The following is a 24,259-nucleotide window of genomic DNA, read 5'->3' on the forward strand; positions in this document are numbered from 1 at the left end:
CCATGAGCCTACTGACTCGCCTGCTGGCGCGCGGCACTGTCGTGCTCGCCAACTCGGCTTCCAAGCTGCAATCGCTGCAAATGCGCCTGACCGCAGGCGAAGTGAATGACGACATGGAGCACTTCGAACCCTACGGTTTCACCAGCAATCCACTGGCCGGTGCCGAGGGCATCGCGACTTTTCTCGGCGGCGATCGCTCCCACGCCGTTGTGCTGGTGGTGGCGGACCGTCGCTATCGCCTGCAGTCACTCGCCCAGGGTGAAGTTGCTCTCTATACCGACGAGGGCGATCGCATTCACTTCAAACGCGGGCGGGTGATCGACATTGAAACCGGCACCCTGAATATCCGTGCCAGCCAGGGCGTCAACATCGACACGCCGACCCTCACACAGAGCGGCAGGATTATTTCCAGCGGTGATCAGGTAGCGGGCGGCGTCAGCCAGATGCAGCACGTGCACCCTGGCGTGCAACCTGGCAACGGCCAGACCGGCGCGCCGGCGGGAGGGCAGTGATGTTTGTCTCCGACAACCTCAAACATGCACTGACCCGTGCAGTGCTGATCAGCCTGTTTACCTGGCGCCGTGCCGCACCGGACGATGCCGTCGACGATGGCGAACGCTTCGGCTGGTGGGGCGACAGTTTTCCCACGGTCGCCGACGACCGCATTGGCTCGCGGCTCTGGTTGCTGCGCCGGGTCAAGCTGACGCGCCAGACCCAACTGGACGCCGAGTTTTATGCCCGCGAGGCACTGCAATGGCTGATCGACGATGGGCATTGCAGTGCCATCGACGTCGTGAGTGAGCGCCTCGACGACAGGCGCCTGAACCTGCGCACGCAGCTGACCCTGGCTGACGGCGAGCGCCTGGACATCAACCCTGATAACAGTTGGCAGGTGAACTATGCCGTTTGAAACCCCTTCGCTGCCGGTGCTGATCAAACGCACCCAAAGCGACCTGGCCAGCGATTCGCTGCGCCAGTCCGACGCTCAGGTTCTGGCGCGCACCCTCAGCGGCGCGGCGTTTGGCCTGTATGGCTATCTTGACTGGATCGCCGAGCAGATCCTTCCGGATACCGCCGATGAGTCAACCCTGGAACGCATTGCTGCGCTGCGCTTGAATCAGGCGCGCAAGCCCGCGGTGCCGGCCGGTGGCAGCGTCAGTTTTACCGCCGCTGCAGGTGGCGTGCTGGATGTCGGTACGGTGCTGCAAGCCGGTGATGGCCGCAGCTACAGCGTCACCCGTGAGGTGACTACCCGGGCGGGTACCAACACTGCCACGGTGCAGGCCGTGGACGCGGGCAGCCTGGGCAATGCCGAAACCGGTTTGAGCCTGCTGGCGGTGCAACCGTTGCAAGGCATCGGCTCGACATTCACGGTATTGGCTCCCGGCCTGACGGGAGGCACCGCCCGTGAAAGCCTTGAGTCGTTACGGGCGCGGGTGATCCGTTCTTACCGCGTCATTCCTCAGGGTGGTTCGGCTGATGACTATGTGACCTGGGCGCTCGAAGTGCCGGGCATTACACGCGCCTGGTGCCGAGGCAGCTACCTGGGGCCCGGGACGGTCGGAGTGTTTGTGATGCGCGATGACGACCCGCAGCCGATTCCCGAGGCGTCGCAATTGGGTGCGGTGCAGGCGCACATCGAACCGCTGCGCCCGGTGACCGCCGATGTGTACGTGCTGGCGCCTGTGATGAAACCGGTCGCCTATCAAATACGCCTGACACCTGACACCAGCGCCGTACGGGCGGCGGTTGAAGCTCAACTGCGCGACCTGCATAACCGCGAGGCGGGCCTGGGGGAAACCCTATTGCTGAGCCACATCGCCGAGGCCATCAGCAACTCCACCGGTGAGACCGATCACCTGCTGGCCAGCCCCACGGCAGACGTCAGCGCAGCCATTAACCAATTGCTGGTGTTTGGAGGTATCACATGGCTGTGATGAGAGGCGCTGATGAATACCGCCAGCAACTGATCTCGCTGCTGCCCGGCGGCCCGGCCTGGGACCTGGAGACAGTTCCGCAGCTAAGCCAGGTACTTGATGGTATCGCCGCTGAGCTGGCCCGTGTCGATGCCCGCGCCTGGGCGCTGCAAAACGAAATAGACCCGGCCACCGTCAGTGAACTGGTACCGGAATGGGAGCGGGTGATGCAATTGCCCGATCCCTGCCTGGGGTCCACGCCGCTGTATGACGACCGTCGGCTGGCGGTGCGTCGCAGGCTCCTGGCCGCAGGCAACCAGAGTGCCGCCTATTACATCGAAATCGCGCGCAGCCAGGGTTATCCCGACGCCAGTGTCACCGAGCATCGCGCGCCGCGTATGGGCCGCGCACGTTTCGGTGCTGCGCATTTCGGCACATGGCAGGCGCATTTCATGTGGACGCTCAACACTGGCGGGCGCCAACACCTGGGGCGCCGGTTCGGCGCGAGCTACTGGGGCGAGCGCTTCGGGGTCAACCCGGGTGATGCGCTGGAATGCCTGATCCATCGCAGCGCACCGGCACACACGCAGGTGCACATCAATTATGACTAGGGAATAAAAGAATGGACTATCCAAAGAGCGTACCCAGCGTTGGGCTGGTGAATGGCAAGTTTGTGGACGAAAACCCGATAACCGGAACGCCAGGCAGCCTGGTGCCGGCGAGCTGGGGGAACGGGGTTACGCAGGAGATTTTGAATGTGCTGGCGGCGGCGGGGATTGCGCCGGATGAGACGAAGACCGACCAACTTGCCCAGGCATTGAGTGTGTTGAGTGATTGGTTGAAGTTGAAAAACAAGCCGACGACGCTGGCGGGGTATGGGATTACGGATGCCATGCCGGCCGGAGCCGGCGGTTTGCTCAGCAGCGCTGCCGTGGTACGGGGCAAGGTTGCTGATCTTCCCGCCAGCCAGTTTGTTACGGTCGCTGACGCAACGACCGACCGACCTGCGACCGTGTCTTATGGCGCAGGGCTGCATATCAAGTACCCGGGTGGTGGGTATGGGTTTGATCTTATGTCGAGCGTTACCAGTGAATGGTACGGCGTCCGCAGGTTGGCGGAAGACGGTACGGGCAGTTGGAGAATGTTGTGGCACGACGCGAACTTCAACCCGGCCAGTAAAGCGGACAAGGCCACTACGCTGGCGGGGTATGGAATTACCGACGCCCTGACGGTTGGGCAATACGGGCTAGGCGGCAACATCGCGGCATCGGCCGCGATTGATACCGTCGGGCTGCCAGGGGGGTTCTATTTTTTTGGCGAAGGGAATTCAAGCTTTGGCCAATATTTGGGGCTGGTCAATATCCCTTATGGCAATGGCAATTACGCCGGGCAACTGGCGTTTCAGCAGGGAAATTCCGAGACAACCATTCTGGTGCGTGGCTGCGATAACAACGGTAAATGGAACCCGACTCGCAGGCTGTGGCATGACGGAAACCTCAAGTCCGGCGACTTCTTGCCTGTGGGCACGACCATCCAATACGCAGGCCCTTCGGTACCCAGCGGTTTTCTGAAGGAAAACGGCGCGGAGGTCTCCCGTTCCGTCTACGCCCGGCTCTTTGCCGCCATCGGTACTTTTTACGGTGCGGGAGATGGCTCCACTACGTTTAATTTGCCGGATAGCCGTGGTGAGTTCATTCGAGGTCTCGATGACGGTCGCGGCGTTGACCCACAACGAGCGCTTGGCTCCCTGCAACTTGATTCGATGCAGGGCCACTGGCACGGGCCGCGCCCAGGCACTTCGTTGAACGGCAGCCCCGGTAACTGGAACGGGGTCGGCGGCGGGGCCAACGCCACTTTCAATATCGGCAGTACCGGCGACCCTGTTACCAACGGCGTCCATGGCACGCCTCGAACCAGCAGTGAAACGCGCCCGCGCAACACTTCTCGTCTTATGTGCATCAAGTATTGAGGTCAATCATGACGACATCTGCTCCTGTTATTTATCAGGCACATCCGGTGACCGGAGAATTCATGGGGACTGCCGTGGCAGATCCCGACCCGATGGTCGCGGGCTCCTGGCTCATTCCCGCCATGGCTTTGCGTGACGCGCCGCCCCATGCGGAACCTGGCTTTGCTGCCATTCACGTGAAAGGCGCCGCTGAGGCCTGGACACTTGTGCCGGACTGGCGTGGCACGGTTTATCGAACGGACACCGGTGAACAAATTCAATGGCAACAGTTGGGCGAATTGCCGGCTGAATTGACCCCATTGGAGCGCCCCGGGGCTGACCATATTTGGGACGGTACAACGTGGCGACTCGATGAGGCGGCGAAAATTACGCAATCGGCTGAAGCCGAGCGGCAGTGGCGGGACACGCAAATCGACAGCGCAAAATGGCTGCGTGAACGTCATCGGGACGAGTCTGACCTGAAGCGAGCGACCACGTTGACGCAGGCGCAATTTGCCCAATTGCTTGCCTATCTTCAGCAACTGCGTGATTGGCCGCAAAGCCCGGATTTTCCGGCATCAGCTTCTCGTCCAATCCGGCCTGTCTGGATGGCCGACCTTGTTCAATAAACCCCGCACCGCACATGCGGTGTTGAACCCGGAGTAGGTCTCGTGGCGATAACCCAAAACGAACTTGCGCAAATATTGCCCAACGCCCGCACTCAAGCGGGCGTTTTTGTCACTGCACTCAACGCCGCCATGCTTCATCGCAACATTACCTCTGGGGCACGCGTTGCTGCCTTTATTGCCCAGATTGGCCATGAGTCAGGTGAACTGCGCTACGTACGCGAACTGGGCAGTGACCAATACCTGAGCAAATACGACACCGGAGCCCTGGCCGCACGCCTGGGCAACTCCCCCGAAGCCGACGGCGACGGCCAGAAGTACCGGGGCCGAGGGCTGATTCAGATTACGGGCCGGCGCAACTACTTGGCGTGCAGCCAGGCGCTGTTTGGTGATGACCGTCTGTTGCAACAACCGGAACTGCTTGAGCAACCGCAATGGGCCTGTGAGTCGGCGGCCTGGTTCTGGCAAAGCAACGGTCTGAATGAGCTGGCCGACAAGGACCAATTCAGCACCATCACCCGGCGTATCAATGGCGGGCTCAATGGCCTGGACCACCGTTTGCAACTTTGGGCCCGGGCCAAGGCGGTGTTATGCGTTACGTAGGCGCGCTGGCTGTTTGCTTGTTGCTGGCCGTGGTGTGGCAGGTGCAGGCCTGGCGTTATGGCGCGCAACTTGAGCGGCAAACGGTTGCTCAAGCGCAGGCGCTCAGCCAGCAAAGCGCGTTTGCCTTGCATCAGCAGCAATTGGCGCAAAACAAACGGCTGGCGCTGGAGCAGCAGCTCGATGCCAGCGACCGGCAACATACTCAGGAGTTGAACGATGCTCAGCGTAATCAGGCTGCTCTGCGTGACCGTCTGGCCACTGCTGATGTGCGGTTGTCAGTCCTTCTTGACGCCGGCGACCCCGGCGGCGGTTGTGCAATGCCAGCCGCCACCACCGCCGGCGGCGTGGTTCATGCAGCCGCGCGAGCCCGACTTGACCCGGCGCATGCTCAACGAATTATCGGCATCACCGACGACGGTGATAATGCCGTGATCGCCTTGCGTGCGTGTCAGGCTTACGTGCACGCCGTCGCCCGTTAGCGTCTTGATTCAAGTCTGTTCTTGCGTGTGCAAATTGCTCCTGTAGGGTAGGCGAACCCCCGCCCTTTCCTGGAGACGACCGTGAAGGAAATCACTCAACTGGCCGCTGAACTGGGTCGCCGTCTGCAAGTGCTCAATGCCCATGTCACCACGGCCGAATCCTGCACCGGCGGCGGTATTGCCGAAGCCATTACGCGCATTCCGGGGAGTTCGGCCTGGTTTGAGGCTGGTTACGTCACCTATTCCAATCGGCAGAAAACCCGGCAGTTGGGTGTGCCTGAAGAGCTGTTCGCCAAAGTCGGCGCAGTCAGCCAGGAAGTGGTGGAAGCAATGGTGCGCGGCGCGCAGGAAAAAAGCCTCGCGCGCTTTGCCGTGGCGGTCAGCGGTGTGGCCGGGCCGGACGGTGGTTCGCCCGACAAACCGGTGGGCACCGTATGGTTGGCATTTGGCGTGGGCGAGAACGTGACGGCCGAGCGGGCGCACTTCACCGGCAACCGCGACGAGGTCCGCCGACAAACGGTAAAGGCCGCGCTGGAGGGTTTGTTGCGACGAGCTGCAGCAGAAATCGAAAATCAGGGGTAGGCGATCCCGGATCTTTGTGGAACAATACTGTCTACTTATACAGGTGTTGGCCGACCAGGCCTTATTGATTACGTGAGGACTTTAATGGACGACAACAAGAAGAAAGCCTTGGCTGCGGCCCTGGGTCAGATCGAACGTCAATTCGGCAAGGGTGCCGTAATGCGTATGGGCGATCACGACCGTCAGGCGATCCCGGCTATTTCCACGGGCTCTCTGGGTCTGGACATCGCGCTCGGCATTGGCGGCCTGCCAAAAGGCCGTATCGTTGAAATCTATGGTCCTGAATCTTCCGGTAAAACGACCCTGACCCTGTCGGTGATTGCCCAGGCACAAAAAATGGGCGCCACTTGCGCGTTCGTCGATGCCGAGCACGCCCTGGACCCAGAGTACGCCGGCAAGCTGGGCGTCAACGTTGACGACCTGCTGGTTTCCCAGCCGGACACCGGTGAGCAAGCCCTGGAAATCACCGACATGCTGGTGCGCTCCAACGCCATCGACGTGATCGTGGTCGACTCCGTGGCAGCCCTGGTACCGAAGGCTGAAATCGAAGGCGAAATGGGTGACATGCACGTTGGCCTGCAAGCCCGTCTGATGTCCCAGGCGCTGCGTAAAATCACCGGTAACATCAAGAATGCCAACTGCCTGGTGATCTTCATCAACCAGATCCGCATGAAGATCGGCGTGATGTTCGGCAGCCCGGAAACCACCACGGGTGGTAACGCGTTGAAGTTCTACGCTTCGGTCCGTCTGGATATCCGCCGTACTGGCGCGGTGAAGGAAGGTGACGAGGTGGTGGGCAGCGAAACCCGCGTTAAAGTCGTGAAGAACAAGGTGGCCCCGCCATTCCGTCAGGCCGAATTCCAGATTCTCTACGGCAAGGGTATCTACCTGAACGGTGAGATGATCGACCTGGGCGTGCTGCACGGTTTTGTCGAGAAATCCGGTGCCTGGTATGCCTACAACGGCAGCAAGATCGGTCAGGGCAAGGCCAACTCGGCCAAGTTCCTGGCGGACAACCCGGACATCGCAGCCACGCTTGAGAAGCAGATTCGCGACAAGCTGCTGACTGCAGCGCCAGACGTGAAAGCGGCCGCCAACCGTGAGCCGGTTGACGAGATGGAAGAAGTCGACACTGACATCTGAAGCAAACGATGACCGTTGTACTGGATACACTCGTCGCTGTTCGGCGCACCGCAATGGACCTGCTCGCTCGCCGCGAGCATGGTCGAGTCGAGCTGACGCGTAAACTGCGTCAGCGCGGCGCGGAGCCCGAAATGATCGAAACAGCCCTCGACCGTTTAACGGAAGAGGGGCTGTTGTCGGAAGCCCGTTACCTCGAAAGCTTTGTCTCCTACCGAGCCCGCTCCGGTTACGGCCCAGCGCGAATTCGCGAAGAGCTGAGCCAGCGCGGCCTGCAACGCGCGGATATCGACCTTGCTTTGCGTGAGTGTGGCATCAGTTGGCAATCGCAGCTTGAAGACACCTGGCGCCGCAAGTTCTCTGGCCACCTCCCGATAGATGCCAAGGAGCGAGCGAAGCAAGGACGCTTTTTGAGTTATCGCGGGTTTTCGATGGACATGATCAGCCGGCTCTTGAGTGGTCGCGATCTGGACGATTAAAAACAGAGGCGGGCCCTTTTGTGGCGAGGGAGCTTGCTCCCGCTGGGCTGCGAAGCGGCCCCACTTCGCAGACTCATCAGAACCAGAATCAACACAACCAAAATCAACACAAATAGAAAGGCCCACTATGAAAATAGTGGGCCTTTTTTTTGGGCCTTAAAAAACTCAGGCCGGTTGCGGCGCGACTCGCTGCTGAGCCTTGCCCTGAGCCTGAGCCCAGTTTTCCGGCAGGTTGATGTAATCCACCAACTCACGCAGCCGGCCTTGATCACGGCCGTTGAAATTGAACACCAATCGCGTCAAATGGCTGAACCTTGGTTCATCATGTTCTTCGCCCGTGTACGCGAGTTGTTGAAACTCCCCACTCACACGCAAACTCGCAAACTCGCCCTGCAAATGCGCCAGTGCATGCTCGCTGAGCGGGTGATTCATGCGCACCACAAACTCACGCTTCAGCCAGCGCGTGGAGTGGAAGTTGGCGTAGAACCTGTTGATTTCATCCACGGCTTCTTCAGCGCTGTGCACAAGCCGCACCAGTTTGAGGTCGGTGGGCAAGATGTAGCGGTTGGCTTCCAGCTGGCTGCGGATAAAGTCCAGCGCGCCTTGCCAGAATCCACCGCCGGGCGCATCCAGCAATACCACCGGTACCAGCGGGCTTTTGCCGGTCTGGATCAGTGTCAGTACCTCCAGCGCTTCATCCAAAGTGCCGAAGCCTCCCGGGCAAAGCACCAGTGCGTCGGCTTCCTTGACGAAGAACAGCTTGCGGGTAAAGAAGAAATGGAAGGACAGCAGGTTCCCGGTGCCGTCGATGGTCGGGTTGGCGTGCTGCTCGAATGGCAGCGTGATGTTGAAGCCCAGACTGTGCTCCAGGCCCGCACCTTCGTGGGCCGCGGCCATGATGCCGCCGCCCCCACCGGTGATCACCATCAGGTCGGATTTGGCCAGCATCGCGCCAACCTCGCGGGCCAGCGCGTACAGCGGGCTTTCAACCGGTGTGCGCGCGGAGCCGAATACCGTCACCTTGCGGCGGTCCTTGAACTGTTCCAGCACACGGAAAGCATTATCCAGTTCGCGGATCGCCTGCAGGGTGATTTTGGCGTTCCAGCGGTTGCGGTCGTCCTGCGCCATGCGCAGAACGGTAAGGATCATGTCGCGATAAAGGGGGAGGTTCGGGCTATTGGGGGCGATGAGCTGAAGTTGTGCGTCGACCTGCTGCGTGAGGTCAGTGCCGTTTTGTTCAAAATGCTGGAGCAGACGGTCATTCGATTCGTAAGGCATTCAACTTCTCCTTCTTCACAGAGGCCGGGCCGCAGGCGAGAGATTCGTCCGGGGCCACGACACTGCTTGTGTCGCTGCATGCCTTAGGGCGTTGCACGATGTTCGCCAAACGGCAAAGCGGGCTCTGTATGTTCCTCGTGATTTGGAAACCTTTGCACTGCGTGTCGCAGGAGGGCAACCCTCTTTTGCCCTGAAAATGTTACAGAACGGCGTGAAAAACGCTGTCGACGGGTTACCGGGATGGCTTGATCATGAGCCGAAAAACCTATGGCTGGCAACCGGTTATTGCTCACACATCAGGCAGTTTAGTGGTCGGCGGGCAAAGGGAGCGGGGGCATGCGCGCACCGCCGGACAGCGGCGCGCGGGAATAAAGCGGAGGTTACTTTTTCTTCTTGGCGGCAGCGGGAGCCGGGCAATCGGCTTCCACGAACTTGACGGACGCCACAGGGCGGTTGATCTTGTTCTCGGTGATGTCGTAGCGCATCACCGCACCTTTGGCCATCAGCTCGCGATAACCCTTGTTCAGGCACACACTCTGGCCCAGCTGGAAATACACGGCCTTGGGGTTGGCGCGCATCTGTTCAGCACGATCCGGCTGCACGCTCAGGTGGTCGATCAGCTGCATGCCTTCAACGGTGTAGGCAACTTCCAGGGTTTTCTCATCGATTTCCCGGGGCAGGTCCTTGTTGCTTTCAGCCGCGACGCTTTGCAGTTTGCGGTTCATTTGGGCCTCCAGCAGCGAGGCCGCCTGGGCGCTCATGGGCACTACCAGCGCGAGGGCGACGGACGGAACGACAAGGCGCAGCATGGAACGCAGCATGAAACTCTCCTGATTCGGTTACTGGTGCATAGACCAGCCACTGCGCTGTGCGTTCAGTGGCGCGCAATTATAGGTGACCCTTCGCCACTACAGCCAGGCGTATCGCTGGTAAACTGCGGCCACTTAAGCCTTGTTCGAGTTTTTTCTGTGTCGATTGACTCCTGCTCGCGGTGCATCCGATGAGTCACGCCGTCTCCCGTTTGCGCACCCAGCGCCTGGCCCGGGCCGTGCGGCCGTTCCTCAATCGCGGTTCGCGTGCCGAGCGCTGCCCCGGCTGCCGGGTGATCCCAGAGTACTGCCTGTGCGCCTGGCGCCCAAAAGTGCCGGCGCGTTCTGCCATGTGCCTGTTAATGCACGACGTCGAGCCCATGAAACCCAGCAACACCGGCTGGCTGATTGCCGACGTGATCGACGACACCACTGCATTTGCCTGGTCGCGCACCGAAGTCGACCCCGACTTGCTCGCCGTGCTCGCCGACCCGCAATGGCAGCCTTACATCGTGTTCCCCGGCGAATTTGTTGCGCCGCAGCGTGTTGTCAGTGACGTAAGCGTGGGAGAGGGCAGGCGTCCGCTGTTCATCCTGCTGGACGGCACGTGGAGTGAAGCGCGCAAAATGTTCCGCAAAAGCCCGTATCTGGAGCATCTGCCGGTGCTGAGCCTGGCGCCTGAACAGTTGTCGCGTTACAAACTGCGCCGCTCCAAGCGCGATGACCATTTTTGTACCGCCGAAGTCGCCGCTTTGTGCCTGGAACTGGCTGACGACCAGGCTGCCAGCGAAGTGCTGGACGCCTACCTCGATGTCTTCAGCACTCATTACCTGGCCGCCAAGTTTCAGATGCCTCTGGACCTGGCGGATGAGGTGCATACTCGTCTCGCACCTTATATTCCGGCGTTATAGCCAGACGACGTTTGCATGATGGCACCGTAGCCGCACATCCCGCTAAAATGTCCACGGGCGCAGTGCTTGATCTCCCCCTCCGGGGCGCCCATAAAAACAGGATCATTTAATCAATGGCCACATACGACATCCTGATAGCTGATGACCACCCGCTGTTTCGCAGCGCTCTGCATCAGGCTGTAACCCTGGGCCTGGGCCCGGACGTGCGTCTGGTCGAAGTGGCCAGCATTGCCGAACTGGAGGCGCGCCTCACCGAGAAATCCGACTGGGACCTGGTGTTGCTGGACCTGAATATGCCCGGTGCCTACGGTTTTTCCGGTTTGGTGCTGTTGCGCGGGCAGTACCCGCAGATCCCGGTGGTGATGGTCTCGGCCCAGGAAGAGGCTGACGTGGTGGTGCGCTCCAAGGAGTTCGGCGCCAGCGGCTTCATTCCCAAGTCCAGTGGCATCGAAGCTATCCAGAACGCCGTGCGCATGGTGCTTGATGGCGATGTGTCCTGGCCGCCGCAAGCATTTGAAGAAATCAACGTGTCCGACGAAGCCAAGGCCGCCCGTGATGGTCTTGCCAGCCTGACGCCGCAACAGTTCCGCGTGCTGACCATGGTGTGCGAAGGCTTGTTGAACAAGCAGATTGCGTACGAGCTGAATGTGTCGGAAGCGACCATCAAGGCCCATGTGACCGCGATTTTCCGCAAGCTGGGCGTGCGTACTCGCACCCAGGCAGCGCTGCTCTTGCAACAACTTGAGTCAATTTCGCAGCATTAAGATGTTTCCGATTCACGCTTTTTTGACTTTGCGTGAACTAGCTTCCCCACTCCTTTGGTTCAGTTGCCTACATCTATGTCGCCTTTCAAGGGTCAAACCGGTATCAAACGTATCTTCAATGCAGGGGGCTATTCCCTGGATGGCCTGCGCGCAGCTTTCACCGGCGAGGCGGCATTCCGCCAGTTGGTGTTGCTGAACGTCATCCTGATCCCGCTGAGTTTTTTTCTGCACGTCAGCCGTGTCGAACGCGCTTTGCTGATTGCAGTGTGCTTGCTGGCCCTGATCGTTGAATTGCTCAACTCGGCAGTGGAGGCGGCGATTGACCGGATTTCCCTGGACCGTCATCCGCTCTCGAAAAACGCCAAGGACATGGGCAGCGCTGCGCAATTGGTTGCGCTGACCATGATCACCCTGGTTTGGGCCGTTATCCTGGTCTGACGATCAGGCGATGTTCGGCAGCACGATTTCGTCGCTGCGCTGAACCCCGGCGGTGAAGGCGCGGCACAGGTCCAGGAACTCGCGCATTGCTGAGGTCTGGTACTTTTGCTTATGCCAGATGAAGTAAAACTGCCGGGCCAGGTCCAGGTCCGGGGTTTCCACCGGCACCAGGCTGCCACGGCGGAACGCGTCGCGCAGCGCCAGTCGGGAAATGCAGCCAATCCCCAAGCCTGACTCCACCGCCCGTTTGATCGCTTCGGTGTGTTCCAACTCAAGGCGTATGTTCAGCGCGCTGCGGTGATGGCGCATGGCTTGGTCAAACGTCAGCCGGGTGCCCGAGCCTTGTTCCCGCAGGATCCACGCTTCATGGGTCAACTCGTCCATGCTCGCCACGCCACGTTTGGCCAAGTGATGCTGCGGGGCGCAAAACACCACCAGTTCATCTTCCACCCAGGTTTGCACTTCGATGTCCGGGTGGCTGCAGTCGCCTTCGATTAGACCCAGGTCAATTTCATAGTGGGCCACTTGGTGCACGATATGCGCAGTGTTCTGCACATGCAGCTTCACCTGGCTCTCCGGGTGCTGCTGCATGAAGCTACCGATCAGCAGCGTGGCCAAATAGTTGCCGATGGTCAGGGTGGCGCCCACCGCCAGCGAGCCGAAGCCGGACTTGCCATTAAGCAAATCCTCAATCTCTTTGGCCTGGTCCAGCAACGCCACCGCCTGGGGCAGCAGTTGATGACCCAGGGCATTGAGGCTCAGGCGCTTGCCCGCGCGGTCGAATAACTGACAGCTGGATTGGCGCTCCAGCTCGGTGATCGAGGTGCTGGCGGCGGATTGAGACAAGGCCAGAAGGCCAGCAGCGCGCGAGACGCTTTCCTGCTGGGCGACGGCGACGAAGACTTGCAGTTGACGGAGAGTAAATCGCATATCGATATAACCGATAACCCTTATCTTAATAATCCAGTTAACAGATATTGTCGCCGCCATTAGAATGCTGTGCAATTGCGCAACTACATTTGGCGCAGACCCATTTCCAGGAGTTCCCCGTACATGAGCAACATGAACCACGAACGTGTCCTCAGTGTTCATCACTGGAACGACACACTGTTCAGCTTCAAGTGCACCCGCGACCCGGGCCTGCGCTTCGAGAACGGTCAGTTCGTGATGATCGGCCTGCAACAGCCCAACGGCCGCCCGCTCATGCGTGCTTACTCCATTGCCAGTCCGAACTGGGAAGAGCATCTGGAGTTCTTCAGCATCAAGGTGCCAGATGGCCCGCTGACTTCCCAATTGCAGCACTTGAAGGAAGGCGACGAGATCATCATCAGCAAAAAACCGACAGGCACCCTGGTGCTTGACGATTTGAAGCCGGGCAAACACCTGTACCTGCTCAGCACCGGCACTGGCCTGGCGCCATTTATGAGCGTGATCCAGGACCCGGAAACCTACGAGCGCTTTGAAAAAGTGATCCTGTGCCACGGCGTGCGTTACGTCAACGAAGTCGCCTACCGCGAATTCATCACCGAGCACCTGCCGCAGAACGAATTCTTCGGCGAGGCCCTGCGTGACAAGTTGATTTACTACCCGACCGTGACCCGCGAGCCGTTCGAAAATGAAGGCCGTTTGACCGACCTGATGCGCAGCGGCAAGCTTTTCAGTGACATCGGCCTGCCGCCGATCAACCCTGAAGACGACCGCGCCATGCTGTGCGGCAGCCCGAGCATGCTGGACGAGACCAGTGAAGTATTGAACAGCTTCGGCCTGAAAGTTTCGCCGCGCATGCGTGAGCCGGGTGATTACCTGATCGAACGCGCATTCGTCGAAAAATAAACACCGATACAAAAAGTTGTGGGAGCTGGCTTGTGTGGGAGCTGGCTTGCCTGCGATAGCAGTGTGTCATTCAGCACATCAGTGACTGAACCACCGCAATCGCAGGCAAGCCAGCTCCCACACAAGCAGCTCCCACAGTTGTTTTCGGCTTTTACTTGGCTGCGATCACTTCCAGCACACAAATCACCCCCGCCTCGGGATAGTGCCAACGCACCTCCACATCCCAAAACCGCACGCCATACTCGCGTTCAGGCCCAGGCGTCTGATACGCCGGGCGCGGGTCCTGTGCCAGGCACTGATCAATCAATTCCACCAGTGGCTCACCCAGGCGCTGCGCGTGGCCTTGTGCCTGTAGCAGGGCGGTCTTAAGCCACTGCACCGGAATCAGCTGCGGCGCACCGCTGGCCATCTCATTGGTTGCGGTATCGATGATGTCGGCGTACGGCACGTAGGGTTTGATATCCAGCACCGGCGTGCCATCAAGCAGATCAATCCCGGAAACCCACAATCTGCCCGGTTCCACCTTGTCCAGCTTCACCACGGACTGGCCGATGCCGTTGGGGCGATGAGTGGCACGGGTGGCAAACACGCCCATGGACGTGTTGCCCCCCAGACGCGGCGGGCGCACTTTCAGGCGCGGCTTGTCTTCCAGGGCTTCATGGAACAAAAACAGCAACCACACATGGCTGACCTGCTCCAGCCCCTGCACCGCCTCGCCACCGTCGAACGGCGCCACCAGCTCCAGCACGCCACGGGCTGCGGGCGCCAGTTGCGGTTGGCGCGGGATGGCGAACTTTTCCTTGAAGCAGGAACGCACGAACCCGACGGGCGAGACGTTGTAACCCATGGCTTACGTACGCACCCGCAGGGTCAGGCCCTTGAGGAAGTTACGCAGCAACTGGTCGCCGCACGGGCGATAGTTGGTGTGGCCGAACTTGCGGAACAGCGCGCTCAGCTCCGGCTTGGACACCGGGAACTCGGCGGCCTTGAGAATGGCGTGCATGTCGTCTTCCTTCAGCTCGAAGGCCACGCGCAGCTTTTTGAGGATGATGTTATTGGTCACTGGTGTTTCGATCGGCTGCGGCGGACGGCTTTCGTCCTTGCCGCGCTTGAAGATCACCAGGCCGTCCAGGAAGTGCGCCATGACTTCGTCCGGGCAGAACACGAAGCCTTCTTCTTCGTCTTTCTTGAGGTAAGTCAGCAGGTCTTCCTTGGTTACGTCCATGCCGCCGAGCTTGATGATCTCGACCATCTTGTTGTCGCTGATGTCGAGCATGTAGCGCACGCTGCGCAGTACGTCGTTGTGAATCATGGTGGGCAATCCTGGTATTCAACTGAGGACACCGCCCATCCAGGCGGTGTCGAGAAAAGGCGTACGGCTTAGAATTTCTCTTTGCCGGACAGGTAACGCCATTGGCCAACCGGCACCTTGCCGATGGACACGCCGCCAATGCGGATACGACGGATGGCGACGACTTTCAGGCCAACCGCTTCGCAGAACAGCGCGATCACGCCCGGTTGCGGGTTTTTCAGCGCAAAACGCAGGCGGTTTTCGTTTTGCCAGCTGGCTTTGACCGCCGGCAGCTCTTTGCCTTTGTAGGTCAGGCCGTGGTTCAGGCGATTGAGGCCGTGGGCAACCATGTCGCCTTCGACCTCCACCACGTATTCCTGCTCGATCTTGGCGGCATCGGCGGTCAACTTGCGCAGAATCTTCCAATCCTGGGTAAACACCAGCAAGCCGCTGGCCTTGGCCTGCAGGTCGGCGCTGGCGGTCAGGCGCAGGAAATGGCCCTTGAGCGGGCGCTTGCCGAAGCGGTGTTCCTCCGACAGGGTGTCGGCGCTGATCGAGGCCAGGGCCGTTTCGGCATCCACGCCGGCCGGGGCGTGCAGCAGGAGGGTCACCGGCTCCGGCGCGGTGGCCTTGGCTTCCGGGTCGAGTTCGACCTTTTGGGTGGTGACCTTGAACTGCGGCTCGTCGATCACTTCACCGTCCACCGAGACCCAGCCGCCTTCGATGAACAGCTCAGCCTCCCGACGGGAGCAACCGACCAGTTCGATAAGGCGTTTGGAGAGGCGTATGGGGTCAGTCATGACAAGGGCCGTAACAAAAGGGGGCGGCTATTGTACCTGCCTGGCGCCGGTTAATCCCGGCTCCATTTCGGCGCAGGTGCTTTTTATCGGTGCCTGCTTGTGTGGGAGCTGGCTTGCCTGCGGTGGCATCACCTCGGTTTAACTGAATGACCGAGTTGCTCGCATCGCAGGCAAGCCAGCTCCCACCGGGGAGCGCAAACGCATGTGCAACAAAGGGTACGGCTGCCCGAGGCCGTCATGTTCCGTGCGTCCAATCACCTCGAACCCCTGCTTGAAGTAAAACCCCAGCGCCTGCGGGTTCTGCTCGTTCACGTCCAGCTCGTCGGCATTCAAATGCTCAATCGCATACCACAACAACTGCCGTCCCAGGCCTTCGCCCCGGTGATTGGGGGCGATGAACAGCATCTCTACCTTGCCCGCCGCCACCCCGGCAAACCCGGTGATCTGCTGGCGCGCGTCCTTGGTACAGATCAGCATCACGGCGTCGAGGTAGCGGGTCAGCACCAGGTTCTTCAGCAACAGGATGTAACTTTCGGGCAGGAAATCATGGGTCGCCCGCACCGAGTCTTCCCAGATTTGCGCCAGCTGCGCGTAGTCGCTGACGTTGGGTGTGTGGATAACCGAATGCTGACGCATGCCCGCTGCCCCCTGCCGATGATTGGCGCCGATGGGCAAACGATAGACCGAAAAAAGCCCCGCATCTTGTCCAGAGGCGGGGCTTTTTCAAAATATTACACGGCTGCGGATCAGTCGCGCTTTTCAGCCCACAAGTCGTACTCGTCGGCGTCGGTCACGGTGCACCACACCTTGTCACCCGGCTTCAAACCGCTGGCATCGTCGATAAACACGTTGCCGTCGATCTCCGGTGCGTCGAAGAAGCAACGGCCAACTGCGCCTTGCTCGTCGACTTCGTCGATCAGCACTTCGATTTCCTTGCCGATGCGCAGTTGCAGGCGCGCCGAGCTGATGGCCTGCTGGTGCGCCATGAAGCGCTCCCAGCGGTCCTGCTTGACGTCGTCCGGCACCACGGCCAGGTCCAGCAGGTTGGCGGGGGCGCCTTCCACCGGCGAGTACTGGAAGCAGCCAACGCGGTCCAGTTGGGCCTCGGTCAGCCAGTCCAGCAGGTACTGGAAGTCTTCTTCGGTTTCGCCAGGGAAGCCGACGATGAAGGTGGAGCGGATGATCAGTTCTGGGCAGATCTCGCGCCAGTTCTTGATGCGCGCCAGGGTCTTGTCTTCGAAGGCCGGGCGTTTCATGGCTTTCAGGACTTTCGGGCTGGCGTGCTGGAACGGAATGTCCAGGTACGGCAGGATCTTGCCGGCGGCCATCAGCGGGATCAGCTCGTCCACGTGCGGGTACGGGTAAACGTAGTGCAGGCGCACCCACACACCCAGGCTGCTCAAGGCTTCGCACAGTTCGGTCATGCGGGTTTTCACCGGCGCGCCGTTCCAGAAGCCGGTGCGGTACTTCACGTCGACGCCGTAGGCGCTGGTGTCCTGGGAGATCACCAGCAGCTCTTTCACGCCGGATTTGACCAGGCGCTGGGCCTCGTCCAGTACATCACCCACCGGGCGGCTGACCAGCTTGCCGCGCATCGACGGAATGATGCAGAAGCTGCAGCTGTGGTTGCAGCCTTCGGAAATCTTCAGGTAGGCGTAGTGACGCGGGGTCAGCTTGATACCTTGCGGCGGCACCAGGTCGATCAGCGGGTTATGGTCCTGACGCGGCGGCACCACCTCGTGCACGGCGTTGACCACCTGCTCATACTGCTGCGGGCCGGTCACGGCCAGGACGCTGGGGTGCACGTTGCGGATATTGCCTTCTTCCACGCCCATGCAGCCGGTCACGATGACCTTGCCGTTTTCCTTGATGGCTTCGCCGATCACTTCCAGGGATTCAGCCTTGGCCGAGTCGATGAAACCGCAGGTGTTGACCACCACCACGTCCGCGTCCTGGTAGGTGGACACGACGTCGTAGCCCTCCATGCGCAGTTGCGTAAGGATGCGTTCGGAATCGACCAGGGCCTTGGGGCAGCCCAGGGAAACAAAGCCGACCTTGGGATTGGCCGTCGCGGGTGTGGTGGACATGTCTAACCTCGGTATTGAATGACGCCGCCAGTCGGGCACGACAGGGCGGTAGCCGGGCGTTTGGTACGCCTCTGATCAAAAAGTGCGCAATTCTAGCGACGAGCAACGCACTTGACCAGCTTTATGCAGGGAAATACGACGAGTGCTGCGCTATGCTTCGCGCCGTTGCACACGGGTGAAACCCCGAGGTCAATAAAACGTCTGTTACGAGAAGTAAAACAGCGCATGCTAGGGTCAGCTTAGACGTGCTGTTTATAAAAGACCTCAGGTCAAAGGGCAGGAGTGGTTGATGGGTCAGGCAAGTAGTCAGGCGGCAGGCGCCGAGCATTCCAACGCAAAGCCGATAGGCATGCTGGTGGCGGCGGTCGGGGTGGTTTACGGCGATATCGGTACCAGCCCGCTCTATACCCTTAAAGAGGTGTTCACTGGCGGTTACGGGGTTCAGGTCAACCATGACGGCGTGCTGGGGATTCTGGCGCTGATCTTCTGGTCGCTGATCTGGGTCGTGTCGATCAAATACATGCTGTTCGTGCTGCGCGCCGACAACCAGGGCGAGGGCGGCATCATGGCCCTGACGGCGCTGGCGCGTCGGGCTGCAGGAGAGCGCAAAAAGCTGCGCAGTTTCCTGGTGGTGTGTGGCCTGTGCGGCGCCGCATTGTTCTACGGCGACAGCATGATCACCCCGGCGATTTCCGTGCTGTCAGCCATTGAAGGTCTGGAGTTGGCGTTCGACGGCCTGGAAAAATGGGTGGTGCCTATTGCCTTGGTCGTGCTGGTGGCACTGTTTCTGATCCAGAAACACGGCACGGACCGCATCGGCAAGCTGTTCGGGCCGGTGATGGTCACCTGGTTTTTGGTGCTCGGTGGTCTCGGTGTGTATGGCATCACCCTGCACCCTGAAGTCCTCAGCGCCCTGAACCCGATGTGGGGCGTGCGTTTCTTCCAGAGCCACCCGGGCATTGGCCTGGCGATTCTGGGCGCGGTGGTGCTGGCCTTGACCGGTGCCGAAGCGCTGTATGCCGACATGGGCCACTTCGGCCGCAAGCCCATCGCCCGTGCCTGGTTCATCCTGGTGCTGCCGGCGCTGGTGCTGAACTATTTCGGCCAGGGCGCCATGCTGCTGGGCGACCCGGAAGCCGCGCGCAACCCGTTCTACCTGCTGGCGCCAAGCTGGGCGCTGATCCCGCTGGTGGTGCTGTCGACCCTGGCCACGGTGATCGCCTCCCAGGCGGTGATTTCCGGCGCGTTCTCCTTGACCCGCCAGGCGATCCAGCTGGGTTACATTCCGCGCATGCACATTCAGCACACTTCCAGCGCCGAGCAGGGCCAGATTTACATTGGTGCGGTGAACTGGTCGCTGATGGTCGGCGTGATTTTGCTGGTGCTGGGTTTCGAGTCCTCCAACGCCCTGGCGTCGGCGTATGGCGTGGCGGTGACCGGCACCATGCTGATGACTACCATTCTGGTGTCGGCCGTGATGTTGCTGTTGTGGAAATGGCCACCGATCCTGGCGGTGCCGGTGCTGGTCTGCTGCCTGTTGGTGGACGGCCTGTACTTCGCGGCCAATGTGCCGAAAATCATCCAGGGCGGTGCCTTTCCGGTGCTGGCGGGGATTGTGCTGTTCGTGCTGATGACCACCTGGAAGCGCGGCAAGCAGTTGTTGGTCGATCGCCTGGACGAGGGCGGCCTGCCGCTGCCGATCTTTATCGGCAGTATCCGCGTGCAGCCGCCGCACCGCGTGCAGGGCACGGCCGTGTTCCTCACTGCGCGGCCCGACGCTGTGCCCCACGCGCTGTTGCACAACCTGCTGCATAACCAGGTGTTGCATGAGCAAGTGGTGCTGCTGACGGTGGTCTACGAGGACATTCCGCGTGTGCCGGTCACACGCCGTTTCGAGGTGGATTCTTATGGCGAGGGCTTCTTCCGGGTGATCCTGCACTTCGGTTTCGCCGACGAGCCGGACGTGCCCCAAGCCCTGAAGCTGTGCCACTTGGATGAGCTGGATTTCAGTCCGATGCGCACCACCTACTTCCTCAGCCGCGAAACCGTGATCGCCTCGCGCATCAAAGGCATGGCGCGCTGGCGTGAAGCGCTGTTCGCCTTCATGTTGAAAAACGCCAACGGCAACCTGCGCTTCTTCAAGCTGCCGGTCAACCGCGTGATCGAACTGGGCACCCAGGTCGAGATGTAAGCGAGTGCTACGGGGGCCGGCAATCGGCTCCCGTTTCCAATTGAATTCTGTGCGATCCACCGTTGTCGACTAGGCTCTAAGCACTGTTTGAATAGTGCCCACAGGACCCAGAAGAGGTGCGCCATGAGTCAGCTGCTCGAACCCTATACCCTGCGCCAATTGACCCTGCTCAACCGCATTGCCGTGTCGCCGATGTGCCAATACTCCGCCGAGGATGGCCTGGCCAATGACTGGCACCTGGTGCACCTCGGCAGCCGCGCCGTGGGGGGCGCCGGGCTGATTTTCACCGAAGCCACCGCTGTGACCGCCGATGGCCGCATCACCGCCCAGGACCTGGGGCTGTGGAAAGACGAACAGATCGAGCCGCTGCAACGCATCACGCGGTTTATTGCCGCCCAAGGTGCGGTGGCCGGCATTCAACTGGCCCACGCCGGGCGCAAGGCCAGTACCCATCGGCCCTGGATCGGCAAGCACGGCAGCGTCAAACCGCAAGACGGCGGCTGGACGCCGGTGGGGCCGTCGCCGATTGCGTTTGACCCCAACCACACTCAGCCCAAACAACTGGATGAAGGGCAAATCCGGCAGGTTATCAGTGATTTTGTCGCCGCCGCCAAACGCGCCCTGACCGCGGGTTTCGAAGTGGTGGAAATCCACGCCGCCCACGGTTACCTGCTGCATCAATTCCTCTCGCCGATCAGCAACCAGCGCCAGGACCACTATGGCGGCTCGTTTGAAAACCGCATCCGCCTGGTGCTGGAGGTGACGAAAGCCGTGCGCGACGTCTGGCCGCAGGAGCTGCCGCTGTTCGTACGGGTGTCTGCCACCGACTGGGTGGAAGATGGCTGGAACCCCGATGAAACCGTGGAACTGGCGCGGCGCCTGAAGGACTTGGGCGTGGATTTGATCGACGTGTCCTCCGGCGGCACTGCCGCGAATGCCGAAATCCCCACCGGCCCCGGCTACCAGACGCGTTTTGCCGAGCGTGTGCGCAAGGAGTCTGGCATGGCCACCGGCACTGTCGGCATGATCACCGAACCTGCGCAGGCCGAACATATTTTGCGCACCTGCCAGGCCGACATCATTTTCCTCGCCCGCGAACTGCTGCGTGACCCGTATTGGCCGCTGCATGCCGACGATGACCTGGGCGGGCGCAAGGCCATTTGGCCGGCGCAATACCAACGGGCAACCCACCGCGACCAGCCGATTCATGAGTCTGACCTGAGAGATTGACCCTCAAACCCCGGTCCTGCAGGTGCCTAGGCTGTGGCGAGCCCGCTCGCCACAACAAGCCGACTCATCACAATAGGCCCATTCACTACAAGAATGCGGCCACCCCTACCTTTTTCTTGCCCGCGTTTAACGCAACCCTGATGCTTGCCGCTCTAGAGCAGGAGGCCATCATGCTGGTGGAACGAGCGTTAAACGAAAGCGATATCCCGTTACTGGCAACCATCGACCGCACGGAGTTGGTTCACGAATGCTACCGGCTGGAAAACGGCAAGCTGGTGCTGTACGCCGACTTCCATGACATGCGCGGCTGGCCGGAAGGCGAGGCCGAGCAGGATGCCGTGGCGCTGCGTGCCTGTCTCAACCGCGGCGGCTGGTTGTGGGGCGTGTTCGACGGCCCGGCGTTGGTCGCCGCCGTGGTGGTGGACAACCGCCCGATCCATAACCAGCACCTGCAAATGCGGCAGCTGAAGTTCCTGCACGTCAGCCATTCGGCGCGCGGTACGGGGTTGGGCGGTCGGCTGTTTGCGCTGGCCTGTGAGCATGGCCGGGAGGCGGGTGCTGAGGCGCTGTATGTCTCGGCCACCGAGTCGCGGAACACGGTGGATTTTTACCGGCGTCATGGCTGCTTGTTGGTGCCGCTACCCGACCCGGAGTTGTTTGCGCAGGAGCCTCATGACATTCACCTGTATCGCCCACTGTGTGAGAAACGGCTGTAGGTCTTTGTTACCGCAGCAGTTTTTTAAGTGAATACTCTAAAAAAATCCCACACGTCAGCAGATTGTTTCTACGCTTAGGGTAAGTCTGATTTCTGGCCCAGGGAGTCAGTCAGTTTGTCCGGGGAGGCATTGCACTTCACGGAAAGCGGGTGATGGGCAACAGGAGTTTGAGATCGATATCAGGAGAAACAGTCCATGGCCAAGTCTTATGGTGTTGCGGGTGTAATGATGTCTTTTCTGACCCGCAGGGTGTGCTTGCGTGGTCGAAGGCTGAGTTCGGATGAAGCCGAATTGCTGGCGCAGTACCGCGCCCTGACCGAAAACGATCAGGTGGCAATGCGGTATCTGATTGGGGCAATGAAGAGTGTGTCGCGGTTCTAAACCACACCTGACAACACTGTGGGAGCTGGCTTGCCTGCGATGGCATCACTGCGGTGTATCTTCTATACCGAGGTGTTTGCATCGCAGGCAAGCCAGCTCCCACACGGCCTTTATTCTACCTAGGAGTCAGGTGTACTTGCGCTGGTCCGGCGCGGGCGGGAAGTACTGATACAACCAGGTTTCACTCAAGGTGCGGTCCTGGGTGCGGATAAACAGCCGCAGCTCTACCGGCTCCACGCTGTCGCTGGTCGGGTACCAGTCGAACAGGATGCGGTAGCCCTTGATGTTGTCGAGCACCAGCACGCTGAAATCCTTCACTTCACCGTGGGAGCAGGTCACCACCGGTTCAATCCCGGTGCCGGCCGGCAAACGGTCGAGACCGCCGCCCTTGAAGTCCACGGCAAAACGTCGTGCCCAGACTTCCGGGTAGTGCTCGCCCGGCGCCCACCCTTCGGTAAAGCCGCCCATGCCTGAGCGGGTGGCGTCCACTTGCGCCAGCGGCGTGCTCACCGGCGGCAGGGCGCTCCAGTAGAGCTTGTAGCCGTAGTTCAGCGAATCACCTGCGGCCACCGGCTTTTTCGGGGTCCAGAAGGCCACGATGTTGTCGAGGGTTTCGCCGGTGGTGGGAATTTCCAGCAGGTCGATCGAGCCTTCGCCCCATGCGGTGGTCGGTTCGACCCACAGGCTCGGGCGCTTGCTGTACCAGTCCACGGTGTCCTGGTAGCTGGCGAACTCATGATCGGTCTGCACCAGGCCGAAACCTTTCGGGTCTTTGTCGGCAAATGCGTTGAATTGCAATTTGGCCGGGTTGTTCAGCGGTCGGCAGATCCACTCGCCATTGCCGCGCCACATCGCCAGGCGGTCCGAGTCGTGGATTTGCGGGTGGATGGTGTCGCACATGCGGCGCTCATGGGTGCCGCAGCTGAACATGCTGGTCATCGGTGCGATGCCCAGTTGCTCGATGGTGGTGCGCGCATTGATATGCGCGTCGATGGCCATCACCACCTGGCTGGCCTGGCAGTCGATGTCGAAGCGGTACGCGCCGGTGGCGCTCGGCGAGTCGAGCAGGGCATAGACCACAAAGCGCGTCGCGTCCTTGTCCGGGGTTTCGAACCAGAACTGCGTGAAGTCGGGGAATTCCTCGCGTTTTTTCGCGTAGGTGTCGATGGCCAGGCCGCGGGCGGACAGGCCGTACTGGCCGGTGGAATCCACTGCGCGGAAGTAGCTGGCGCCGAGAAACGACAGCACGTCGTGGCGGTCCAGTTCCGGCGCCTTGAACAGCTTGAAACCGGAGAAACCCAGGTCGCCCGTCAATTGCTGGGTGTCCACTGTGGTTTTGGCGTAGTTGAACAACGAAGGGCGGAAATGCACCTCGCGCGCTTCACGGGTCTTGGGGTCGACGCTGTGCATGCGCACCGGTGTCTTGAAACCCATGCCGACGTGGAAGAATTGCACGTCGAGTTGGCCGTTCAGCTCCTTCCACAGCGAATGGTTGCCGTCGTAGCCGATGGCGTTGAAATTCTGCGGGGTCATGGTCGCCAGGGTCGGCGGCAGCACCTGTTTGGTGTCTTTATAAGCCGTCCCGGCCAGTTGTTTGGCCTGGGCTTTGAGCGATTCAAAATCAAAGGCAACGGCCTTGCCGTCGGCGGCACGGTTGCCGGCCCAGGCGTGCGCAGCGAGCAGGCCGCTGGCCGATAAACCGGTATAGGCCGCAATGGCCATGGACGCTTTGAGCAAATTCCTGCGGTGCATAGAGA

28 protein-coding genes are annotated in these 24,259 nt (G+C 60.5%); 19 read left to right on the plus strand and 9 right to left on the minus strand.

Annotated features, from left to right (window positions below; translation table 11 throughout):
- The first annotated feature begins 2 nt into the window (after nucleotides 1–2).
- The 11 genes from ATI14_RS13145 to recX all read left to right on the plus strand — a co-directional run bounded on the left by ATI14_RS13145 (nucleotide 3) and on the right by recX (nucleotide 7,773).
- Entirely contained in the window at nucleotides 3–512 is a 510-nt protein-coding gene (locus tag ATI14_RS13145; protein ID WP_016970791.1) for a phage baseplate assembly protein V, read from the plus strand.
- On the plus strand, nucleotides 512–910 hold the full coding sequence (locus ATI14_RS13150) for a phage GP46 family protein (protein WP_016970792.1): 399 nt from the start codon (nucleotides 512–514) through the stop codon (nucleotides 908–910). The genes ATI14_RS13145 and ATI14_RS13150 overlap by 1 nt, the downstream gene beginning before the upstream one ends.
- Nucleotides 900–1,937: a baseplate J/gp47 family protein gene (locus ATI14_RS13155; RefSeq protein WP_016970793.1), complete on the plus strand. Its 1,038-nt coding sequence runs from the start codon at nucleotides 900–902 to the stop codon at nucleotides 1,935–1,937. The genes ATI14_RS13150 and ATI14_RS13155 overlap by 11 nt, the downstream gene beginning before the upstream one ends.
- Entirely contained in the window at nucleotides 1,928–2,527 is a 600-nt protein-coding gene (locus tag ATI14_RS13160; RefSeq protein ID WP_016970794.1) for a YmfQ family protein, read from the plus strand. The genes ATI14_RS13155 and ATI14_RS13160 overlap by 10 nt, the downstream gene beginning before the upstream one ends.
- An 11-nt stretch (nucleotides 2,528–2,538) precedes the next feature.
- Complete coding sequence (locus tag ATI14_RS13165; RefSeq protein WP_016970795.1) at nucleotides 2,539–3,885, plus strand: phage tail protein; 1,347 nt, start codon at nucleotides 2,539–2,541, stop codon at nucleotides 3,883–3,885.
- Between the two features lie 8 nt (nucleotides 3,886–3,893).
- The gene (locus ATI14_RS13170; RefSeq protein WP_031319720.1) at nucleotides 3,894–4,493 is read left to right on the plus strand and encodes a tail fiber assembly protein; all 600 of its coding nucleotides are present in this window, start codon (nucleotides 3,894–3,896) and stop codon (nucleotides 4,491–4,493) included.
- 42 nt (nucleotides 4,494–4,535) lie between these two features.
- Nucleotides 4,536–5,093, plus strand: coding sequence for a glycoside hydrolase family 19 protein (locus tag ATI14_RS13175; RefSeq protein ID WP_016970797.1), 558 nt, complete (start codon nucleotides 4,536–4,538; stop codon nucleotides 5,091–5,093).
- Nucleotides 5,081–5,572 carry a lysis system i-spanin subunit Rz gene (locus ATI14_RS13180; RefSeq protein ID WP_016970798.1) on the plus strand — a complete coding sequence of 164 codons (492 nt, stop codon included), beginning with the start codon at nucleotides 5,081–5,083 and terminating at the stop codon, nucleotides 5,570–5,572. The genes ATI14_RS13175 and ATI14_RS13180 overlap by 13 nt, the downstream gene beginning before the upstream one ends.
- An 81-nt stretch (nucleotides 5,573–5,653) precedes the next feature.
- Entirely contained in the window at nucleotides 5,654–6,154 is a 501-nt protein-coding gene (locus tag ATI14_RS13185; RefSeq protein WP_016970799.1) for a CinA family protein, read from the plus strand.
- 84 nt (nucleotides 6,155–6,238) lie between these two features.
- Nucleotides 6,239–7,297, plus strand: coding sequence for a recombinase RecA (gene recA, locus ATI14_RS13190; RefSeq protein WP_016970800.1), 1,059 nt, complete (start codon nucleotides 6,239–6,241; stop codon nucleotides 7,295–7,297).
- 8 nt (nucleotides 7,298–7,305) lie between these two features.
- The gene (recX, locus tag ATI14_RS13195) at nucleotides 7,306–7,773 is read left to right on the plus strand and encodes a recombination regulator RecX (RefSeq protein WP_016970801.1); all 468 of its coding nucleotides are present in this window, start codon (nucleotides 7,306–7,308) and stop codon (nucleotides 7,771–7,773) included.
- Between the two features lie 165 nt (nucleotides 7,774–7,938).
- Here recX and ATI14_RS13200 read toward each other — a convergent pair whose 3' ends face one another.
- Complete coding sequence (locus ATI14_RS13200) at nucleotides 7,939–9,051, minus strand: LOG family protein (protein WP_016970802.1); 1,113 nt, start codon at nucleotides 9,049–9,051, stop codon at nucleotides 7,939–7,941.
- 380 nt (nucleotides 9,052–9,431) lie between these two features.
- Complete coding sequence (locus tag ATI14_RS13205; RefSeq protein ID WP_080520424.1) at nucleotides 9,432–9,872, minus strand: PA3611 family quorum-sensing-regulated virulence factor; 441 nt, start codon at nucleotides 9,870–9,872, stop codon at nucleotides 9,432–9,434.
- Between the two features lie 179 nt (nucleotides 9,873–10,051).
- Here ATI14_RS13205 and ATI14_RS13210 point away from each other — a divergent pair, with 179 nt between their 5' ends.
- The 3 genes from ATI14_RS13210 (at nucleotide 10,052) to ATI14_RS13220 (ending at nucleotide 11,973) form a co-directional block, all read left to right on the plus strand.
- Complete coding sequence (locus ATI14_RS13210; RefSeq protein ID WP_016970804.1) at nucleotides 10,052–10,771, plus strand: tRNA-uridine aminocarboxypropyltransferase; 720 nt, start codon at nucleotides 10,052–10,054, stop codon at nucleotides 10,769–10,771.
- A gap of 113 nt (nucleotides 10,772–10,884) precedes the next feature.
- Nucleotides 10,885–11,535: a response regulator transcription factor ErdR gene (erdR, locus tag ATI14_RS13215; RefSeq protein WP_016970805.1), complete on the plus strand. Its 651-nt coding sequence runs from the start codon at nucleotides 10,885–10,887 to the stop codon at nucleotides 11,533–11,535.
- Between the two features lie 75 nt (nucleotides 11,536–11,610).
- Nucleotides 11,611–11,973, plus strand: a complete 363-nt coding sequence (locus ATI14_RS13220) for a diacylglycerol kinase (protein ID WP_016970806.1) — start codon at nucleotides 11,611–11,613, stop codon at nucleotides 11,971–11,973.
- 3 nt (nucleotides 11,974–11,976) lie between these two features.
- On the opposite strand, the gene ATI14_RS13225 is transcribed toward ATI14_RS13220, so the two are convergent.
- Nucleotides 11,977–12,903 carry a LysR family transcriptional regulator gene (locus ATI14_RS13225; protein WP_016970807.1) on the minus strand — a complete coding sequence of 309 codons (927 nt, stop codon included), beginning with the start codon at nucleotides 12,901–12,903 and terminating at the stop codon, nucleotides 11,977–11,979.
- 123 nt (nucleotides 12,904–13,026) lie between these two features.
- On the opposite strand from ATI14_RS13225, the gene fpr reads away from it, so the two are divergent.
- Nucleotides 13,027–13,806 carry a ferredoxin-NADP reductase gene (fpr, locus tag ATI14_RS13230; RefSeq protein ID WP_003189055.1) on the plus strand — a complete coding sequence of 260 codons (780 nt, stop codon included), beginning with the start codon at nucleotides 13,027–13,029 and terminating at the stop codon, nucleotides 13,804–13,806.
- Between the two features lie 151 nt (nucleotides 13,807–13,957).
- Here the strand turns inward: fpr and tsaA are convergent, their stop codons facing one another.
- From tsaA to rimO, 5 genes are all read right to left on the minus strand, one after another.
- Nucleotides 13,958–14,653, minus strand: a complete 696-nt coding sequence (gene tsaA / locus ATI14_RS13235; RefSeq protein WP_016970808.1) for a tRNA (N6-threonylcarbamoyladenosine(37)-N6)-methyltransferase TrmO — start codon at nucleotides 14,651–14,653, stop codon at nucleotides 13,958–13,960.
- A gap of 3 nt (nucleotides 14,654–14,656) precedes the next feature.
- Complete coding sequence (locus ATI14_RS13240; RefSeq protein ID WP_016970809.1) at nucleotides 14,657–15,118, minus strand: YehS family protein; 462 nt, start codon at nucleotides 15,116–15,118, stop codon at nucleotides 14,657–14,659.
- A 68-nt stretch (nucleotides 15,119–15,186) separates the two neighbouring features.
- On the minus strand, nucleotides 15,187–15,897 hold the full coding sequence (locus ATI14_RS13245; RefSeq protein ID WP_016970810.1) for an rRNA pseudouridine synthase: 711 nt from the start codon (nucleotides 15,895–15,897) through the stop codon (nucleotides 15,187–15,189).
- A 138-nt stretch (nucleotides 15,898–16,035) separates the two neighbouring features.
- Nucleotides 16,036–16,533 carry a GNAT family N-acetyltransferase gene (locus tag ATI14_RS13250; protein WP_016970811.1) on the minus strand — a complete coding sequence of 166 codons (498 nt, stop codon included), beginning with the start codon at nucleotides 16,531–16,533 and terminating at the stop codon, nucleotides 16,036–16,038.
- 110 nt (nucleotides 16,534–16,643) lie between these two features.
- Nucleotides 16,644–17,984: a 30S ribosomal protein S12 methylthiotransferase RimO gene (gene rimO, locus ATI14_RS13255; RefSeq protein ID WP_017254931.1), complete on the minus strand. Its 1,341-nt coding sequence runs from the start codon at nucleotides 17,982–17,984 to the stop codon at nucleotides 16,644–16,646.
- Between the two features lie 289 nt (nucleotides 17,985–18,273).
- Here rimO and ATI14_RS13260 point away from each other — a divergent pair, with 289 nt between their 5' ends.
- From ATI14_RS13260 to ATI14_RS13275, 4 genes are all read left to right on the plus strand, one after another.
- Entirely contained in the window at nucleotides 18,274–20,175 is a 1,902-nt protein-coding gene (locus ATI14_RS13260; RefSeq protein ID WP_016970813.1) for a potassium transporter Kup, read from the plus strand.
- 123 nt (nucleotides 20,176–20,298) lie between these two features.
- Entirely contained in the window at nucleotides 20,299–21,405 is a 1,107-nt protein-coding gene (locus tag ATI14_RS13265) for an NADH:flavin oxidoreductase/NADH oxidase (protein WP_016970814.1), read from the plus strand.
- Between the two features lie 170 nt (nucleotides 21,406–21,575).
- Nucleotides 21,576–22,121 carry a GNAT family N-acetyltransferase gene (locus ATI14_RS13270; RefSeq protein WP_016970815.1) on the plus strand — a complete coding sequence of 182 codons (546 nt, stop codon included), beginning with the start codon at nucleotides 21,576–21,578 and terminating at the stop codon, nucleotides 22,119–22,121.
- A gap of 195 nt (nucleotides 22,122–22,316) precedes the next feature.
- A complete protein-coding gene (locus ATI14_RS13275; protein ID WP_016970816.1) occupies nucleotides 22,317–22,502 on the plus strand; it encodes a hypothetical protein in 186 nt (61 codons plus the stop codon).
- Nucleotides 22,503–22,628: 126 nt separating this feature from the next.
- On the opposite strand, the gene ATI14_RS13285 is transcribed toward ATI14_RS13275, so the two are convergent.
- Nucleotides 22,629–24,254 (minus strand): glucan biosynthesis protein D, encoded by a 1,626-nt coding sequence (locus tag ATI14_RS13285; protein WP_080520422.1) that lies wholly within the window; start codon nucleotides 24,252–24,254, stop codon nucleotides 22,629–22,631.
- Between the last annotated feature and the right edge of the window lie 5 nt (nucleotides 24,255–24,259).

The sequence above is a fragment of the Pseudomonas tolaasii NCPPB 2192 genome (assembly GCF_002813445.1).
In the GTDB taxonomy this organism is placed as follows: Bacteria; Pseudomonadota; Gammaproteobacteria; order Pseudomonadales; family Pseudomonadaceae; genus Aquipseudomonas; species Aquipseudomonas tolaasii.

Excerpts from the sequence above, each read along its gene's own strand:
- ATI14_RS13145 (WP_016970791.1), top strand. The coding sequence starts at position 3 with ATGAGCCTACTGACTCGCCTGCTGGCGCGCGGCACTGTCGTGCTCGCC.
- ATI14_RS13150 (WP_016970792.1), top strand. The coding sequence starts at position 512 with ATGTTTGTCTCCGACAACCTCAAACATGCACTGACCCGTGCAGTGCTG.
- ATI14_RS13155 (WP_016970793.1), top strand. The coding sequence starts at position 900 with ATGCCGTTTGAAACCCCTTCGCTGCCGGTGCTGATCAAACGCACCCAA.
- ATI14_RS13160 (WP_016970794.1), top strand. The coding sequence starts at position 1,928 with ATGGCTGTGATGAGAGGCGCTGATGAATACCGCCAGCAACTGATCTCG.
- ATI14_RS13165 (WP_016970795.1), top strand. The coding sequence starts at position 2,539 with ATGGACTATCCAAAGAGCGTACCCAGCGTTGGGCTGGTGAATGGCAAG.
- ATI14_RS13170 (WP_031319720.1), top strand. The coding sequence starts at position 3,894 with ATGACGACATCTGCTCCTGTTATTTATCAGGCACATCCGGTGACCGGA.
- ATI14_RS13180 (WP_016970798.1), top strand. The coding sequence starts at position 5,081 with ATGCGTTACGTAGGCGCGCTGGCTGTTTGCTTGTTGCTGGCCGTGGTG.
- recA (WP_016970800.1), top strand. The coding sequence starts at position 6,239 with ATGGACGACAACAAGAAGAAAGCCTTGGCTGCGGCCCTGGGTCAGATC.
- recX (WP_016970801.1), top strand. The coding sequence starts at position 7,306 with ATGACCGTTGTACTGGATACACTCGTCGCTGTTCGGCGCACCGCAATG.
- ATI14_RS13200 (WP_016970802.1), bottom strand. The coding sequence starts at position 9,051 with ATGCCTTACGAATCGAATGACCGTCTGCTCCAGCATTTTGAACAAAAC.
- ATI14_RS13205 (WP_080520424.1), bottom strand. The coding sequence starts at position 9,872 with ATGCTGCGTTCCATGCTGCGCCTTGTCGTTCCGTCCGTCGCCCTCGCG.
- ATI14_RS13210 (WP_016970804.1), top strand. The coding sequence starts at position 10,052 with ATGAGTCACGCCGTCTCCCGTTTGCGCACCCAGCGCCTGGCCCGGGCC.
- erdR (WP_016970805.1), top strand. The coding sequence starts at position 10,885 with ATGGCCACATACGACATCCTGATAGCTGATGACCACCCGCTGTTTCGC.
- ATI14_RS13220 (WP_016970806.1), top strand. The coding sequence starts at position 11,611 with ATGTCGCCTTTCAAGGGTCAAACCGGTATCAAACGTATCTTCAATGCA.
- ATI14_RS13225 (WP_016970807.1), bottom strand. The coding sequence starts at position 12,903 with ATGCGATTTACTCTCCGTCAACTGCAAGTCTTCGTCGCCGTCGCCCAG.
- fpr (WP_003189055.1), top strand. The coding sequence starts at position 13,027 with ATGAGCAACATGAACCACGAACGTGTCCTCAGTGTTCATCACTGGAAC.
- tsaA (WP_016970808.1), bottom strand. The coding sequence starts at position 14,653 with ATGGGTTACAACGTCTCGCCCGTCGGGTTCGTGCGTTCCTGCTTCAAG.
- ATI14_RS13240 (WP_016970809.1), bottom strand. The coding sequence starts at position 15,118 with ATGATTCACAACGACGTACTGCGCAGCGTGCGCTACATGCTCGACATC.
- ATI14_RS13245 (WP_016970810.1), bottom strand. The coding sequence starts at position 15,897 with ATGACTGACCCCATACGCCTCTCCAAACGCCTTATCGAACTGGTCGGT.
- ATI14_RS13250 (WP_016970811.1), bottom strand. The coding sequence starts at position 16,533 with ATGCGTCAGCATTCGGTTATCCACACACCCAACGTCAGCGACTACGCG.
- rimO (WP_017254931.1), bottom strand. The coding sequence starts at position 17,984 with ATGTCCACCACACCCGCGACGGCCAATCCCAAGGTCGGCTTTGTTTCC.
- ATI14_RS13260 (WP_016970813.1), top strand. The coding sequence starts at position 18,274 with ATGGGTCAGGCAAGTAGTCAGGCGGCAGGCGCCGAGCATTCCAACGCA.
- ATI14_RS13265 (WP_016970814.1), top strand. The coding sequence starts at position 20,299 with ATGAGTCAGCTGCTCGAACCCTATACCCTGCGCCAATTGACCCTGCTC.
- ATI14_RS13270 (WP_016970815.1), top strand. The coding sequence starts at position 21,576 with ATGCTGGTGGAACGAGCGTTAAACGAAAGCGATATCCCGTTACTGGCA.
- ATI14_RS13275 (WP_016970816.1), top strand. The coding sequence starts at position 22,317 with ATGGCCAAGTCTTATGGTGTTGCGGGTGTAATGATGTCTTTTCTGACC.
- ATI14_RS13285 (WP_080520422.1), bottom strand. The coding sequence starts at position 24,254 with ATGCACCGCAGGAATTTGCTCAAAGCGTCCATGGCCATTGCGGCCTAT.